This is a genomic window from Dechloromonas sp. CZR5 (assembly GCF_008711155.1).
In the GTDB taxonomy this organism is placed as follows: domain Bacteria; phylum Pseudomonadota; class Gammaproteobacteria; order Burkholderiales; family Rhodocyclaceae; genus Azonexus.
This window is the reverse complement of record NZ_VUYQ01000018.1, coordinates 1-15,720: the sequence shown is the minus strand read 5'-3', so window position 1 is coordinate 15,720 and position 15,720 is coordinate 1. Positions and strand designations below refer to the sequence as shown.

15 protein-coding genes and 1 pseudogene are annotated in these 15,720 nt (G+C 61.1%); 11 read left to right on the top strand and 5 right to left on the bottom strand.

Annotated features, from left to right (window positions below; genetic code table 11):
• From F1002_RS20705 to dnaB, 9 genes and pseudogenes are all read left to right on the top strand, one after another.
• Positions 1-171 (top strand): annotated as a pseudogene (locus tag F1002_RS20705) (electron transfer flavoprotein subunit alpha/FixB family protein); the annotation flags it as partial.
• Positions 172-207: 36 nt separating this feature from the next.
• The gene (locus tag F1002_RS20700) at positions 208-873 is read left to right on the top strand and encodes an energy-coupling factor ABC transporter permease (protein ID WP_150430948.1); all 666 of its coding nucleotides are present in this window, start codon (positions 208-210) and stop codon (positions 871-873) included.
• A 38-nt stretch (positions 874-911) separates the two neighbouring features.
• A complete protein-coding gene (locus F1002_RS20695) occupies positions 912-2,717 on the top strand; it encodes a FimV family protein (protein WP_150430947.1) in 1,806 nt (601 codons plus the stop codon).
• Positions 2,718-2,722: 5 nt separating this feature from the next.
• Positions 2,723-4,504 (top strand): acyl-CoA dehydrogenase, encoded by a 1,782-nt coding sequence (locus F1002_RS20690; protein WP_150430946.1) that lies wholly within the window; start codon positions 2,723-2,725, stop codon positions 4,502-4,504.
• A gap of 114 nt (positions 4,505-4,618) precedes the next feature.
• Entirely contained in the window at positions 4,619-4,993 is a 375-nt protein-coding gene (rpsF, locus tag F1002_RS20685) for a 30S ribosomal protein S6 (protein WP_150430945.1), read from the top strand.
• 19 nt (positions 4,994-5,012) lie between these two features.
• Positions 5,013-5,345 carry a primosomal replication protein N gene (gene priB / locus F1002_RS20680; RefSeq protein ID WP_150430944.1) on the top strand — a complete coding sequence of 111 codons (333 nt, stop codon included), beginning with the start codon at positions 5,013-5,015 and terminating at the stop codon, positions 5,343-5,345.
• Entirely contained in the window at positions 5,317-5,592 is a 276-nt protein-coding gene (gene rpsR, locus F1002_RS20675) for a 30S ribosomal protein S18 (protein ID WP_150430943.1), read from the top strand. The genes priB and rpsR overlap by 29 nt, the downstream gene beginning before the upstream one ends.
• Before the next feature lie 18 nt (positions 5,593-5,610).
• Entirely contained in the window at positions 5,611-6,057 is a 447-nt protein-coding gene (gene rplI / locus F1002_RS20670) for a 50S ribosomal protein L9 (RefSeq protein WP_150430942.1), read from the top strand.
• Positions 6,058-6,127: 70 nt separating this feature from the next.
• Entirely contained in the window at positions 6,128-7,537 is a 1,410-nt protein-coding gene (dnaB, locus tag F1002_RS20665) for a replicative DNA helicase (protein ID WP_150430941.1), read from the top strand.
• 5 nt (positions 7,538-7,542) lie between these two features.
• On the opposite strand, the gene F1002_RS20660 is transcribed toward dnaB, so the two are convergent.
• From F1002_RS20660 to F1002_RS20650, 3 genes are all read right to left on the bottom strand, one after another.
• Positions 7,543-8,598, bottom strand: coding sequence for a transglutaminase-like domain-containing protein (locus tag F1002_RS20660; RefSeq protein WP_150430940.1), 1,056 nt, complete (start codon positions 8,596-8,598; stop codon positions 7,543-7,545).
• 296 nt (positions 8,599-8,894) lie between these two features.
• Positions 8,895-10,316 (bottom strand): PhoH family protein, encoded by a 1,422-nt coding sequence (locus F1002_RS20655; protein ID WP_150430939.1) that lies wholly within the window; start codon positions 10,314-10,316, stop codon positions 8,895-8,897.
• 28 nt (positions 10,317-10,344) lie between these two features.
• Positions 10,345-10,800 (bottom strand): peroxiredoxin, encoded by a 456-nt coding sequence (locus F1002_RS20650; protein ID WP_150430938.1) that lies wholly within the window; start codon positions 10,798-10,800, stop codon positions 10,345-10,347.
• Positions 10,801-10,877: 77 nt separating this feature from the next.
• Here F1002_RS20650 and F1002_RS20645 point away from each other — a divergent pair, with 77 nt between their 5' ends.
• Both F1002_RS20645 and F1002_RS20640 read left to right on the top strand, forming a co-directional pair.
• Positions 10,878-13,022, top strand: coding sequence for an ABC transporter substrate-binding protein (locus F1002_RS20645; RefSeq protein WP_150430937.1), 2,145 nt, complete (start codon positions 10,878-10,880; stop codon positions 13,020-13,022).
• Positions 13,001-14,191 (top strand): methyltransferase, encoded by a 1,191-nt coding sequence (locus F1002_RS20640; RefSeq protein WP_191090493.1) that lies wholly within the window; start codon positions 13,001-13,003, stop codon positions 14,189-14,191. Before F1002_RS20645 ends, F1002_RS20640 begins: the two co-directional genes overlap by 22 nt.
• A 53-nt stretch (positions 14,192-14,244) precedes the next feature.
• On the opposite strand, the gene F1002_RS20635 is transcribed toward F1002_RS20640, so the two are convergent.
• Together F1002_RS20635 and ubiG are read right to left on the bottom strand one after the other, a co-directional pair.
• Positions 14,245-14,916: an HAD family hydrolase gene (locus tag F1002_RS20635; RefSeq protein ID WP_150430935.1), complete on the bottom strand. Its 672-nt coding sequence runs from the start codon at positions 14,914-14,916 to the stop codon at positions 14,245-14,247.
• Between the two features lie 5 nt (positions 14,917-14,921).
• Positions 14,922-15,617: a bifunctional 2-polyprenyl-6-hydroxyphenol methylase/3-demethylubiquinol 3-O-methyltransferase UbiG gene (ubiG, locus tag F1002_RS20630; protein ID WP_150430934.1), complete on the bottom strand. Its 696-nt coding sequence runs from the start codon at positions 15,615-15,617 to the stop codon at positions 14,922-14,924.
• Between the last annotated feature and the right edge of the window lie 103 nt (positions 15,618-15,720).

Here is a 15,720-nt window from a genome sequence, read left to right as displayed (position 1 = left end):
ATCGCGGTCGGTATCTCCGGGGCCATCCAGCACCTGGCCGGCATGAAGGACTCCAAGGTCATCGTCGCCATCAACAAAGACCCCGATGCCCCGATCTTCCAGATCGCCGATTACGGGTTGGTGGGCGATTTGTTCGAGGTGGTGCCGCAACTGGTAGGTTCGGTAGGCTGATATCACAAGCTTGATCACTGGCACTAGAATAGCCATGTGAATCTGACCGATACCTTGTTGGGCGAAGCGTGGTACTGGGCGGCCTGGGTCGTCTGGGTGCCGCTCTTCGCCCTTTGTGTTTTCAAGGCGCCATGGGGACGGCTGCGTGACCCGGAACGATTGAACGTCTGGCTGGGCATGGTCGTCTTGCTGGCACTGATCTGGAGCCTGAGGGCAGGTGTCAAACCGGGACTGGCGCTCCATTTGTTGGGTGCAACCGTCTTTACGCTGAGTTTTGGGCCATCGCTGGCTTTTGTCGGGCTGTCCTTCGTTGCCCTGGGCGTGGCGTTGAACGATGGGGCAGGTGCGTTTGCGTATGCGATGAATGTGCTTTTGCTGGGCGGTCTCGGTGTCTTTCTCAGTCAAGGCTTGTATCGGGTCTTTTTCTGGATATTTCCCCGGCATTTTTTTGTGTACATATTCATCAATGCCTTCCTGGGAAGTGCCTTGACGATCATAGGGGTCGGCTTTGGGATATGTGCCTTGCTGGCACTGGCCGGCGCATATTCCTGGGATTATCTGGTCGAGGAATATTTTGTCTATTTCCTGTTGTTGGGTTTTTCGGAAGCGTGGCTATCGGGGATGGTGATGACGCTGTTTGTGATTTACCGCCCGAGTTGGGTGTTTACGTTTGACGATACCCGTTATCTGGCCGGTAAATAAGCGCTACAATTTCCACACTTTTGTCATTAGGGGTTTTCTTGTTGGATCGTGTTGCTGGCCGGCTCGCGGTATCACTGTTGGCGCTGATTCTTTCAGAGCGTGTATTTGCCGTTGGATTGGGCGACATGCGGGGGCAACCGGTTCTTGGTGAGTCGATAAAGCTCGAAGTGGCGCTATTGGGGGTTGAAAAACAAAAACTGGATGCCGCCTGTTTTCGTTTGGTCCAGCCAGCCTCGGGCGATGGGCTTCCCTGGCTGAGCAGGGCGGCCATGGCCGTCCGCGGGGGCGCTTCTCCCGTTTTGGAGATACGTACCGAGGCTCCCCTTCGCGAACCGCTCATGCAGTTGACCTTGCGACTGGGGTGCGGTCATGAGGTTTCACGCGACTACATTCTGATGGCCTCTCCGGCAACGGTTCGAGAGGCTGCATCGCTTGCTGCGCCGGTGGCAACAGCGAGCGCGCTGGAAAAACCGGGCGTTGCTTCCGTCGAAAGGCGCACCCCGAGGGTTCGTCCACCAGCACCTGCGGCGGCAGTTGTTGAGGAAGCTCCGGTCAAATTGACGCCTCGCAAAACGCTCCGCCGCGCGGCTATGCAGGATCGTTTGGTTTTGTCGGGCGAGGAAGGTATTTCGGTCGGCGAACCGTCATTGCGACTGGCTACCGAATTGCGTAGTTCGGCGGCGGCCAAGGAGTCTCAGCGGGATATCCTCAGGCTTGAGTTCAGGATGCTGATGGCGCTGCACGATCAGGCTGCATCGCAAATGGCTACTGCCGAAAAACTGCGCAACATGGAAGGCACTTTAGGTGAATTGCAGGCCAAGGCCGCACAGTTTGCGCAGCGCGTCGAGACGGAGGCGGTTGCCAGTCCCAGCCCTGCGCCAGCTGTGCAGACCGCGGCGACGGCACCGAAGCCGGATTCGGCGCCCGTTCCCGCGGCTCGGCCAGCATCAAATCCTGCCCTAAATATGGCGAAGTCCGAGTCAGATACGCCGTGGACGCTATATGGCTTGGCGCTGGGTGTCTTGTTCGGTTTGTCCGGCTGGTTCGGATGGCGCAAATATCGGGAGGCGCGCGAATTCCAGGATGATGGCGCAATCGATGACCTGGCTCCGCTCGCCATACCTGAGGCGCGTGTCGATCCCCGGCGGGTTGACGAGAATGATGAGCAAGCCAGCGACGTCGATCTCCATTTCGAGCCGGTGGAAAAGGGGGGCGTCGCCCGCGTCGACCTGGATCTGGATCTTGGCGACAAGGCAGCGGAAGAGGCTCAGGTTGTCGAGCAACCTGCCGAGAAGGCTTGTTCGCGAGGTCCGGACTCGGTGCTTTCGATCAGTGCCACGACACTGGATGAGCACTTTGAGGCCAATCCGGTCATGGAACTGGCCGATATCATGCTGTCCTTCGGACGGGTCAAGGGGGCTGCCCAGGCCCTTCAGGAATTCATCGATCATAATCCGGAAGAGGCTTTGCGGCCCTGGATCCGCCTGATGGATGTCTATCGCATGGCCGGGATGCGGGCCGAATTCGAGACCGTTGCCCGCGATCTGAATCGGCATTTCAACGTCGAGGTTCAGAGTTGGGATGCTCCGGCATCAGAGGATTCCAACGGAGCGGCAACAGTCGATCAGGTGCTTGCCGAGTATTCGCGGTCAACATCGCTGGAGGAAATGCCCAGGTTGATGAATACGGTAGTCGCCATGTGGGCCGAGGGCGATATTGTCGGTTACCTGTATCAATTGCTGCGAGACAATCGTGGTGGTCAGCGACAGGGGTTCGCACTGTCGGTGGTTGAAGACATCCTGTTCCTGATTGAACTGAAAGAAACTGCAAATCGCATGGAGTAAGGCTAATGAGTGAATATATTGCCCCGTTGAAGGATATTCGTTTTGCTATGCAGGAATTGGCCGGTCTGGGGCAGGTCGTTGCGCTGCCTGGCTGCGAAGAGGCTTCGCCGGATGTGGTCGATGCGATTCTCGACGAGGCGGCAAAGTTCGCCGGCGAGGTCCTGTCACCGCTGAATCGCGTTGGTGATACCCAGGGCGCCAAATGGAAGGACATGGCCGTCACTTCGTCCCCGGGTTTCAAGGAGGCTTATCGGCAGTTTGTCGATAACGGCTGGAACGGACTGGGCTGCGAACCGGAGTTCGGCGGTCAGGGTTTGCCCAAGCTTGTTTCTGCGGCCGTCAGCGAAATGTGGAAGGCCTCCAATCACGCCTTTTCGCTATGCCCGATGCTGACCCAGGGCGCCATCGAGGCGCTGACGATTGCCGGTTCGGATGCGCAGAAGGCCGCCTATCTGCCGAACCTGATTTCCGGTGAGTGGACCGGCACCATGAATCTGACCGAGCCGAATGCCGGCTCTGACCTTGCCGCTGTCCGTTCCCGTGCCGAGCCGGTCGGCGATGGCACCTTCAGGATTTTCGGGCAGAAAATTTTCATCACCTGGGGTGAGCATGACATGACGGACAACATCGTCCATCTCGTGCTGGCCCGGACACCGAATGCGCCTGAGGGGGTCAAGGGGATTTCGTTGTTCGTCGTACCGAAGTTCCTGCTCAAGGCCGACGGATCGCCGGGCGAGCGCAACGACGTCTATTGCGTGTCCATCGAGCACAAGCTTGGTATTCATGGCAGCCCGACGGCAGTGCTTGCTTTCGGCGACAACGGTGGTGCCATCGGCACCCTGGTCGGCGAGGAAAATCGTGGCCTGGAATACATGTTCATCATGATGAACGCCGCGCGCTTCAACGTTGGCCTGGAAGGGTTGGGCGATGCGGAGCGTGCCTACCAGCGCGCTGTCGTCTATGCCAAGGAGCGCATCCAGGGCACCGAGCTGGGCGTCAAGGGTGGCCCGAAAGTGCCGATCATCAAGCACCCCGACGTGCGTCGCATGCTGATGTCCATGCGTTCGCGCATCGAGGCCATGCGTGCCTTGGCCTGCGTCACCGCTGCCGCACAGGACAATGCCCATTGCAACCCGGATGACGTGGCGCGCCAGAAAGGGCAGGCTTTCGCCGATCTGATGATTCCGGTGGTCAAGGGCTGGAGCACCGAGAGCGCCATCGACATTGCCTCCCTTGGCGTTCAGGTTCACGGCGGCATGGGCTTCATCGAGGAAACCGGCGCCGCGCAGCATCTGCGCGATGCCCGCATCACGGCCATCTACGAAGGGACGACGGCGATCCAGGCCAACGACCTGATCGGCCGCAAGATTGCCCGTGAGCAGGGTGCCACCATCAAGGCAGTCATTGTCGATATGCGGGCCGATGCGGCCAAACTGGATGGCGATCTGGCCGGTATCGGCGTCCGCCAACTGGCCGGTATCGACGCCGTGGACAAGGCCGTCGACTGGATCGTCGCCAATTTCAAGAGCGATTCCAAGGCAACCCATGCCGGTGCGGTGCCCTTCCTGTTCCTGCTCGGCATCGTGGCTGGCGGCTGGCAGATGGGGCGTGCCGCAGTGATCGCCCGCGGCAAGCTGGCAGCCGGCGACAGCGATCCGTTCTGGGGCGCCAAGCTGGCGACGACGCGATTCTTTGCCGACCATTTTCTGACCCAGGCAGCCGGTCTGGCCGAATCCGTAGTGGCCGGCGCGACTGGCGCGCTGGAGATTGCCGACGACAGTTTCTGAAAATAAGTCGCCGCCCATCATCACAAAGCCCGCGATTGTTGTTATAATCGAGGGCTTTTCAACCTTGCCCTACCGCAAACGCATGGCGGAGGGTTCATCCCAAAAGGAGTTTGCATGCGCCATTATGAAATCTGCTTTATCGTCCATCCGGACCAAAGCGAACAAGTGCCCGGCATGGTCGAGCGCTATCGCTCCATCGTAACCGCCAAGGGTGGTTCGATTCATCGTCTGGAAGACTGGGGCCGCCGTCAGCTGGCTTACCCGATCCAGAAGATCCACAAGGCCCACTACGTTCTGATGAACATCGAGTGCGACGGCGAGACGCTGAACGAACTCGAGCATTCGTTCAAGTTCAACGATGCCGTTCTGCGTCATCTGACCGTCAAGATGAAGGCTGCCGTGACCTCTCCGTCCCCGATGATGAAGGAAGAGAAGTCCAAGTCCCTGCTCGGTGGCGATGCTGCCCCGGCAGAACAGGCTGCCGCCTAAGCATATTGGTACGGGCTGACTGCTGAACTGCCTTACGATCTCCGGACAACTGGTCGAGCGCAAAGCCTTGCGCTACACGCCAGCCGGGGTTCCCGTCAGCGAAGGACGTTTGCAACACAACTCCTCGCAGGTCGAAAACGGTATTCAGCGTCTGGTGGAAGTGGAAATTGCTGTCGTAGCCTTGGGTGAAAGTGCCCGCTGGCTGCAAGCTGCTCCAATCGGAGGCAAGCTCAAGGTGACAGGGTTTCTCGCTGCCAGAAGTCGCAACAGCAGGGCTCCCGTACTGCATGTGAATACACTCGAATATTTGGAAGGAAACGAAAATGGCTCGATTCTTCAAGAAGAAGGATGACGACAAGAAAAAGAAGCGCGGTGGCGGCCTGTTCAAGCGTCGCAAGTTCTGCCGCTTCACGGCTGAAAAGGTCGAACAGATCGACTACAAGGATGTTGAAGTCCTGAAGGAATACATCCAGGAAAACGCCAAGATCATGCCGGCTCGTCTGACCGGTACCAAGGCCGGCTATCAGCGCCAGCTGGGCACCGCCATCAAGCGCGCCCGCTTCCTGGCCCTGCTGCCGTACACCGACAACCATCAATAATTCTCGGGGAGACGAAACATGCAAATCATTCTGCTCGAAAAGGTTGTTAACCTGGGTAATCTCGGCGATGTAGTCAAGGTCAAGGACGGTTACGCCCGTAACTTCCTGATTCCGCAGCGCATGGCCAAGCGTGCCACGCCGGCTGCCATGGCCGAGTTCGAAGCACGCCGCGCCGAACTGGAAAAGGCTGCTGCCGAAAAGCTGGCTGCCGCCCAGACCGTCGCCGACAAGATGAACGGCACCGCCGTTACCATCACCCGCAAGGCCGGTATGGATGGCCGTCTGTTCGGTTCCGTCGGCAACGCCGACGTTGCCGAGGCTCTCAAGGCTGCTGGTTTCGACGTCGACAAGTCGGCTGTCCGCATGCCGGAAGGTCCGCTCAAGGCGATCGGCGAGTTCCCGCTCGATGTCGCCCTGCACACCGACGTGCTGGCCAATATCACCGTGACCGTCGCTGCCGAGTAATCTCCGGCTACGTCGTTGCAAAAGAAGGCTCCGCAGAGATGCGGGGCCTTTTTAATTTAAACTGTCCGCCATGAATCAGCGCCCGCCCAAACCCAAAGTCACCGACGCCACCCTGGACTCCCTGCGCGTTCCGCCGCACTCCATCGAAGCCGAGCAATCGGTGCTCGGAGGTCTGTTGCTCGACAACCAGGCCTGGGATCGGATGGGCGATCTGGTCACCGATACCGACTTCTACCGCGACGAACACCGGCGCATCTTCCGGCAGATTCGCAGCCTGCTCGAACGGGCCAAGCCGGCCGACGTAGTGACGGTGGCAGAGGCACTGGACGGCGCTGGCGAGGGCGAACAGACCGGCGGCCTGGCCTATCTCGGTGAGTTGGCCGCCAATACGCCGTCGGCAGCCAATATCAAGCGCTATGCCGAGATCGTCCGCGAACGTGCGGTGTTGCGCCAACTGGTCGCGACGGCTGATGAAATTGCTGCCGATGCGTTGAACCCCTTGGGGCGTGATGCGGAGACCCTGCTCGACGAGGCCGAGTCGAAGATTTTCAAGATCGCCGAAGCCGGTGCCGGCCACAACGAGGGCTTCGTCCATATCAACCCGCTGCTGACCCAGGTCGTCGAGCGTATCCAGGAGTTGCACGACCGGGACAATCCTTCCGATATTACGGGCGTGCCCACCGGTTTCCTCGATCTGGACCAGAAGACCTCGGGTTTTCAGCCGGGCGACCTGATCATCGTCGCCGGCCGCCCCTCCATGGGCAAGACGGCATTTGCATTGAATATCGCCGAGAACGTGGCGGTGGATTCCGGCCTGCCGGTCGGCGTGTTCTCGATGGAAATGGGCGGCGCCCAATTGGCGACGCGTATGCTGGCGTCCATTGGTCGCCTGAATTCGCAGAGCCTGCGCACCGGCCGGATGAGCGACGACGAGTGGTCGAAGCTGTCGTTTGCGCTCGGCAAGCTGCATGAAGCGCCGATCTACATTGACGAAACCGGCGGCCTGAGCCCGGCCAACCTGCGTGCCCGCGCCCGGCGCCTGGCCCGACAGTACGGCGGCAAGCTCGGCTTGCTGGTCATCGACTACATCCAGCTCATGTCGGGTAACAAGGCTGGCGAGAACCGGGCGACGGAAGTGTCGGAAATCTCCCGTTCGATCAAGTCGCTGGCCAAGGAGCTGCAGGTTCCGATCGTCGCACTGTCCCAGCTGTCGCGTAAGGTCGAGGAGCGCACTGACAAGCGGCCGATGATGTCTGACTTGCGCGAATCGGGCGCCATCGAGCAGGATGCCGACGTGATCCTGATGATGTACCGCGACGAGTACTACAACAAGGAAAGCCAGGACAACAAGGGCTTGGCCGAGGTCATCATCGGCAAGCAGCGTAACGGTCCGACCGGAACCGTGCGCCTGGCCTTCCTGGGCGAATATACGCGCTTCGAGAACCTCGCCAGCGGCGGGTTTGTCGATTCGCCCAACTAAACCGGCTAGATCACGACCTGGCGGGTCTTGATGCTGTACTGGGCGGCGTCATCGACGGTGCGGCCGGAAATTTCCATTTGCGGGTGAAGCAGGAAGGGCATCGCCGAGTTCTTGCCGGGGAGGGTGATATCGGTGCCCAGGTTGAAGGCGATCCAGTTCATTTCCCAAACACCGAATAGTATCTTGCGCAACGAGATCAGCTTGCTGTCGCGGTCGGACATGATGTCCATGGCGATGACGCGGCGCACATCGCTGGGGTCAACCGGTACCCAGCCGTAGCCGGGAATGTAGAACTCCGCCCGGACGTGCTGGCCGCGGGTGGCGTCGTCGCCGGAGATGCCCAGGCTGCGGAAGAGGCGCGAGGAGCCGGTACGCAGGCCGTAGACGCAGCGGGCCGGAATGCCGACGGCACGGCAGACGCTGACGAACAGCCCGCTGATGTCGGCCGAACGGCCGCCGTACTGGCCGCTGATCAGCTGCTTGCGTACATCGCCCGTGCCGCAACCCGGCAGGCTGGGATCGTAGGTCGTGTTGTCGACAACCCAATCGTAAATGGCCTTGGCTTGGGCTACCGGGTCCTTGATGCGGCCGATGATGCGTTCGCCGAGCTGGAAGGCAAGGCCGTCGTTGGGGATCAGTTGGGACGCTTGCAGATTGCGGCGCAGGATGTCTTCGCGTTCCGGCGCCACGGTGCGCTTGGTGACATCGAAATGGCGGTCTGCCGTGGTCACCAGCGTCGTCAACTGCAACTTCGCATCGCCGCCATCCGGCCAGTCACAGAGGAAAACCTCAAGGTCGCCGTCCGGCAGGCGCCGCATGCCGGCATTGGCCGGGTTGCCGGTCCACGAGTGACCGAGCGTGCGTTGATAGAGAGTGTCCTGGTTCAGCGGCAAGGGGAGCCAGAGGCGGGTCGGGCCGCTTTTTCCCTTGAGGTTGACGGTGGTGGTGATTTCATACGTCCGCCATTCGTTCGGCGGCTCGGGGGCCTTGACAGGCGGTAGCCGCGAAGCCGAGGTGCCTTGCGGCGGACGTTCAATGACCGGGTCATCGGCGGTGTGCACCACCGGTTGCTGCGGTTTTTGGGTGGTAGTCGGCTTGCCGCCGCGTAGGCTACGGCTGGAAGCGGGTTTGGCCGAACGTGCGCCGGGCTTGGGTTTGGCGGAGCTGGCAGGTTTTGATGTGGCTGCCGGTTTGGCTTGCTTCTTTGTCGCCCAGGCTTCGGACGAAAATAGGGAAAATACAGCGGCAGATGCCAGAAAATCGCGACGTTTCAAAAGACTCCTCCGGCGGAAACTATCCGTGGCTGAAACGAAAGGGCCGTGTCACCGACACGGCCCCTTTATTAGTGTGCGGCGGATTATAGCACTTCGGCCGCGTGGTCAGCCAGACGCGAGCGTTCGCCGCGTTGTAACGTAATGTGACCGGAGTGTGCCCAGCCCTTGAAGCGATCGACGACGTAGGTCAGACCGGAACTGCCTTCCGTCAGGTACGGCGTATCGATCTGCGCGATGTTGCCGAGACAGACGACCTTGGTTCCGGGGCCGGCGCGAGTGACCAGGGTTTTCATCTGTTTTGGCGTCAGATTCTGCGCTTCGTCGATGATCAGATACTTTTTCAGGAAAGTCCGGCCGCGCATGAAGTTGAGCGACTTGACCTTGATCTTGGAGCGAATGATGTCGTTGGTCGCCGCCTTGCCCCAGTCGCCGCCGTAGGGGCCGTTGTCCTCGGTATGCGTAAGGACTTCGAGGTTGTCTTCCAGCGCGCCCATCCACGGCGCCATCTTCTCTTCCTCGCTGCCGGGCAGGAAACCGATGTCCTCGCCGACCGGAACCGTGACGCGGGTCATGATAATCTCGGCGAAATGCTTGTTTTCCAGCGTTTGCGTCAGGCCGGCTGCCAGCGTCAGCAAGGTCTTGCCGGTGCCGGCCTGGCCGAGCAGGGTGACGAAATCGATGTCCGGGTTCATCAGCAGGTTCAGAGCGAAATTCTGTTCGCGGTTGCGTGCGGTAATACCCCAGACGGCGTTCTTTGGGTGGGTGTAATCGACCAGCGTTTCCAGGACGGCGGTCTTGCCGGCGGTTTCCTTGACGATGGCGGCGAAACCATCGCTTTCGAGCCAGACGAATTCATTGATCAGGAATTGCGGGCACAGCGGGCCAGTGACCTTGTAGTAGGTCTTGCTGTCCTTTTTCCACGACTCCATGCCCTTGCCGTGCTTGTCCCAGAAGTTGTCGGGTAGCAGGCGGGTACCGGCGTAGAGGATGTCGGTGTCTTCCAGTACCTTGTCGTTGAAGTAGTCCTCTGCCAGCAGGTTGAGGGCGCGCGACTTGATGCGCATGTTGATGTCTTTCGACACCAGGATGACCGGGCGCTTGGGGAATTTTTTCTGCAGGTGGATGACCACCGACAGGATCTGGTTGTCGACCTTGGAAGTCGGCAGGCCCTGCGGCAACTCGCCGCTGATCGCCTCGGTCTGCAGGTAGAGACGGCCGCTGGCCAGTTTGCTCGACGGGCCGTAAAGGTCGATGCCTTCGTCGATGTCGACGTCGTCATGGCCGAGCATTTCGTCCAGCATGCGCGACGCCTGGCGGGCGTTGCGGGCGATTTCCGACATCCCCTTCTTGTGATTGTCGAGTTCTTCCAGCGTCATGATGGGCAGGAAGATGTCGTGTTCCTCGAAGCGGTAAAGGCAGCTTGGATCGTGCATCAGCACGTTGGTGTCGAGGACGAAGATCTTGGTAACGGCGGGCTTCTTTGCGGCTGCGGGCTTGCGCGGCATGAGGGGGCCTTTGGTCAGGGGTTGGAAATCAGATCGTTTTGATGAAATCGAGCACTTCCTGCACGTGGCCGGGAACCTTGACGCCACGCCATTCGCGGCGAAGCACGCCCTTGCCGTCAATGACGAAGGTGCTGCGTTCGATGCCCCGGCATTGTTTGCCGTACATCATCTTTTGCTTCATGACGCCGAACTGCGTGCACACGGCCTCATCGGCATCGGAGCCGAGTTCGAAGGGAAAGCCCTGCTTGGTCTTGAAGTTTTCGTGCGATTTGAGGCTGTCTCGCGAAATGCCCAGTACGACGGCATTGGCGGCTGCGAACTGGTCATGCAGGTCGCGGAAGTTCTGGCCCTGGGTGGTGCAGCCCGGCGTGCTGTCCTTGGGGTAGAAATAGAGGACGACCGTTTTGCCGGCCTGGTCAGCCAGGTTGAAGGATGCGCCGCCGGTGGCTGGCAGCGAGAAGTCGGGGACTTTTTTGTCGAGCATGGACTGCCTCTCTGTTGTTCGTTTGGGCCATTGTGGGCAATGGGCAGCCGGGCGGTCAAGTTGTTAAACTGCTCGCCATGCGAAAAATCTGCGTCAGCCTTGTCATCGCCACGCTGCTGTCTGCTTGCGGGCAGTCCTGGAACGACCCCTATCCCGCCGTCGAAGCCGGGCGGAACGTTCTCTACACGGCGTTTACCGACCGCCCCAAGCACCTCGATCCCGCCAAGTCCTATGCGGAAGACGAGGCGACTTTCACCGCGCAGATCTATGAGCCACCGCTGCAATATCATTATCTGAAACGTCCCTATGAGCTGATTCCGGCAACGGTCGAGCAGGTGCCAACGCCCCGGTATATCGACGCGGCCGGCCGCGCCTTGCCGCCCGACGCGCCGGCCGAACGGATCGCCGAGAGCGTGTACGAACTGAAACTGAAGCCCGGTATCCGTTTTCAGCCGCATCCGGCGTTTGCCGTGGATGCCCGGGGGCAGCCGGAATACCTCGGCGCGGGTATCGCCGATGGCCGGCAAGGCATCGGCGATTTTCCGAAACAAGGTACGCGCGAACTGACCGCCGACGACTACATCTACCAGATCAAGCGTCTGGCCCACCCCAGGCTGCATTCACCCATCTTTGGCACGATGGCCGACAAGATTGTCGGCCTGAAGGAGTTTGGCGATGCCCTCGGCCAGGCTGCAAAGGATTTGCCCAAGGACGGCTGGCTCGATCTGGATGCTTTTTCGCTGAGCGGCGTCGAGAAGGTCGATGCCCATACCTGGCGCATTCGCGTCAAGGGCAAGTACCCGCAGTTCGCCTACTGGCTGGCCATGCCCTTCTTTGCGCCGGTGCCGCGCGAGGTCGATCGCTTCTACGCCCAGCCCGGCATGATGGAAAAGAACCTGACGCTCGACTGGTGGCCGGTCGGTAGCGGGCCGTTCATGCTGGCCGAAAACGACCCGAACCGCCGGATGGTGCTGTTGCGCAATCCTAACTTCCATGGCGAGACTTACCCCTGCGAGGGGGAGCCGAGCGACAAGGCGGACGGCCTGCTGGCCGATTGCGGCCAGCCACTACCGCTGCTCGAACAGGCCGTATTCACCCGCGAGAAAGAGGCGATTCCCTACTGGAACAAGTTCCTGCAAGGCTACTTCGATGCCTCGGGGATTTCCTCGGACAGCTTCGACCAGGCCGTGCGCGTCAACGTCGGTGGCGACGTGGCACTCACCGACGACATGCAGGAAAAGGGCATCCGCTTGCTCACTTCGGTCAAGGCGACGATTTTCTACATGGGTTTCAACATGCAGGACCCGGTCGTCGGTGGGCTCAATGAGCGGGCCACCAAGCTGCGCCAGGCGATCTCGATCGCCATCGATCAGGAGGAGTTCATCTCCATCTTTCAGAACGGTCGCGGCATCGCGGCGCAAAGCCCGCTGCCGCCCGGTATCTTCGGCTACGAGGCGGGCGAGGTCGGGTTGAACGATACGGTATACGACTGGGTGGATGGCAAACCCAAACGCAAGCCGGTCGAGGCAGCCAGAAAACTCCTGGCCGAAGCCGGTTACCCGAACGGTCGCGACGTCAAAACCGGCGAGCCGCTGGTCGTCAATCTCGATACCACTGGCGGGGGCATGGGCGAGAAATCGCGCCTCGACTGGCTGACCCGCCAGTTTGCCAAGATCGATGTGCAGCTCGTCGTGCGCGCCACCGATTTCAACCGCTTTCAGGACAAGGTGCGCAAGGGCAACGTTCAGCTCTTCTACTTCGGCTGGAATGCCGATTATCCCGATCCGGAAAACTTCTTCTTCCTGCTCGACGGGCGCGAAGCCAAGGTGCCGCATGGCGGAGAGAATGCTGCCAACTACGCCAACCCGGCTTTTGACGCGCTGTTTGGGCAAATGAAGAATATGGATAACACGCCGGAGCGCCTCGCCATCGTGCGCCGCATGAATGCCATCCTGCACCGCGACGCGCCCTGGGTCTTCGGCCTGCACCCCAAAAACTACACGCTCAGCCATCGCTGGCTGACCAACCGCAAACCCAACGACGTCGCCAACAATACGCTGAAGTACCAGCGTATCGACGCCGCTGCCCGGGCCGAGGCCCGCCGGGCATGGAATGCGCCGGTGTTGTGGCCGTTGGCGGTAGGGGGTGCAGCCTTGCTCGCTGCCGTGCTGCCAGCCTGGCTCGGCTACCGCCGCCGCGAATGCGGTGCCGCGCTGAAGTGAGAGCTGCCGAGCACCGCCAGCAACTCGATATCGCGCTGCTGGCCTACCGCGACCTTTGGCACCCGCAACCTTTCCGGGAGGCGCGGCCCATGTGGTGCGAGCAGTGGCCGGCGCTGACCGCCGCCTTGCTCGCCCTGAGCGATGCCGAAGCCGCCCACCTCAACGACGATGTGCCCGATACACTGCGCTGGCTGGCCGGCTACCTGCCGGAGATCGCTGTGCTGTTGCCGCTGATCGACATTCCGGTTGCCGACCAGGCTGCGCCTCCCGTGCCTGGCGAGCGCTGGGCTTGGGAAATCCCCGGCCGCAAGCGGGCACAGATCGAAGCTTTTGCCGGTGCGGTACAACCGGGCGGTGAGGGCCTCATCGACTGGTGCGGCGGCAAGGGCCATCTCGGTCGCCTGCTTGGCATCGCTTGGCAAAAGCCGGTGCATACGCTGGAAATCGAGGCCGCGCTGTGCGCCGATGGCGAGCAGCTTGCCCGTCGCGTCGGCCTCGAACACCGCTTTCTCGAACGCGACGCACTGGCTATCACCGACTGGCCGCGCCCTGGTCAGCACGCTGTCGCCTTGCATGCTTGCGGCAATCTGCATCGCCGCTTGGTCGAACATGGCGCCGGGGCTGGCGTCAGCCGTTTTGATGTCGCGCCGTGCTGCTATTACCGGGGCGTCGAGGCCAATTACCAGCCCTTGAGCAGCGCCGGCCAACTGCAACTGACCCGGGACGATACGCGTCTTGCCGTCACCGAAACGGTGACGGCCTCGCCACGCCAGACCCGACAGCGCGACCGCGACATCGCCTGGAAACTGGCCTTCACCACGTGGCGTGCGCGGGTCGGCGATGCGCCCTACAAGACCTTCAAGCCGGTGCCGGCGCCATGGTTGCGCGGCAGCTTTGCCGATTTCCTTGCGCGCATGGCCGCCCGCGAAAACCTGCCGCCACCCGAAGCGCACCATCTGGCCGCCATTGAGGCTGCCGGCTGGCAGCGCCAGCACGACGTCATGCGTCTCTCCATTCCCCGCCATGCTTGCCGCCGCGCCCTGGAGCTCTGGCTCGTGCTCGATTTGGCTGAATATCTCGACACGCGAGGATACGAACCCAGGCTCCGTACCTTCTGTGATCGCCAATTGACGCCGCGCAACCTGTTGCTGTCAGCGCAACGAGGGTGATTTCAGATGGGGCGTGGTTGCACCGACCTCCTGCTGCACTGGGAACGGCCGGTTCAGAATTTGCCGTATGAGGCGTTGCGCAGTTGAGTAGACAGTTCGCGAGGTTGCCCAATGATCCAATCCGCTCCCCAGGCCATTGCCGGCCCGCTGTCCCCCAGATAGCCGTAAGCCGCCGCCACGGTACGGCAACCGGCGGCATTTCCCGCCACGATGTCGCGTCGGTCATCGCCGACGTAGAGCGTCCGTTCCGGGCGGCAGCCGAGCAATTGGCAGGCATGCAGTACGGGTAGCGGGGAGGGCTTGGCTTCGGCCGTGGTGTCGCCGCTGACGACGCAGGTGGTGCGCGGCGTCAGGCCGAGCTGGGCAACCAGCGGATCGGTGTAGCGCATGCGCTTGTTGGTGACGATACCCCAGGCGAGGCCGAGGGCTTCGAGTTCGTCGAGGAGTTCGGCGACACCTTCGAAGAGAACGGTGTCGACGCACAGGCGCTCGGCGTAGATCGCCAGGAAGCGTTGGGCGAGATTGTCATAGCCGGCTTGGCCTGGTGCAATCCCGAAAGCGGTGCGGAGCAGGCCGCGTACGCCTTGCGAAGTCCACGGGCGCAGCGTGGCGAGTGGCAGCGGTTCCATGCCTTCGGCCTCGCGCAGCGTGTTGGCCGCCCAGCCCAGATCCGGAGCGGTATCGGCCAGCGTGCCGTCGAGATCGAAGAGGACGGCGTCAAACATCGCGGTTACACGCGCGTCGCGCGCATCAGGTAATTGACGCTGGTGTCGTTGCCCAAGGTGTATTGCTGGGTCAGCGGGTTGTAGCTCATGCCAATGACTTCGTCAGGCTCCAGGTTGGCCAGCTTGGCCCAGCGGGCGAGTTCGGAGGGCTTGATGAACTTGGCGTAGTCGTGCGTGCCCTTGGGCAGCATCTTGAGCACGTATTCGGCACCAATGACTGCGAACAGGTAGGACTTGGGATTGCGGTTGAGGGTGGACAGGAAAACATGGCCCCCCGGCTTGACCAGTCGCGCGCAGGCCGTGACAACGCTGGACGGATTCGGGACGTGTTCGAGCATTTCCAGGCAGGTCACCGCATCGAAAGAGCCGGGCATTTCGTCGGCCAGCTCTTCGACAGCGATCTTGCGATAATCGACCTTCTGGCCGCTTTCAAGCAGGTGCAGCTTGGCGACGCCGAGCGGCTTTTCGGAAAGATCGATGCCGGTGACGTCGGCTCCACGTGCCGCCATGCCTTCGGAGAGCAGTCCGCCGCCACAGCCGACATCGAGGATACGCTTGCCGGCCAGGCCGACTGCGCGATCGATCCAGTCAAGGCGCAGCGGGTTGATGTCGTGCAGCGGCTTGAATTCGCTGTTCGGGTCCCACCAGCGGTGGGCAAGTTCTCCAAATTTGTCGAGTTCGGCTTGATCGGCGTTGAGCATGGTGGTCAATGGTTTGGGAGGAAAAGAAAAAGCCCCGCTATGCGGGGCTTTTCGTTGAAGCGACGGCGGATTACTTGGTGCCGATGACTTCGATGTCGACGCG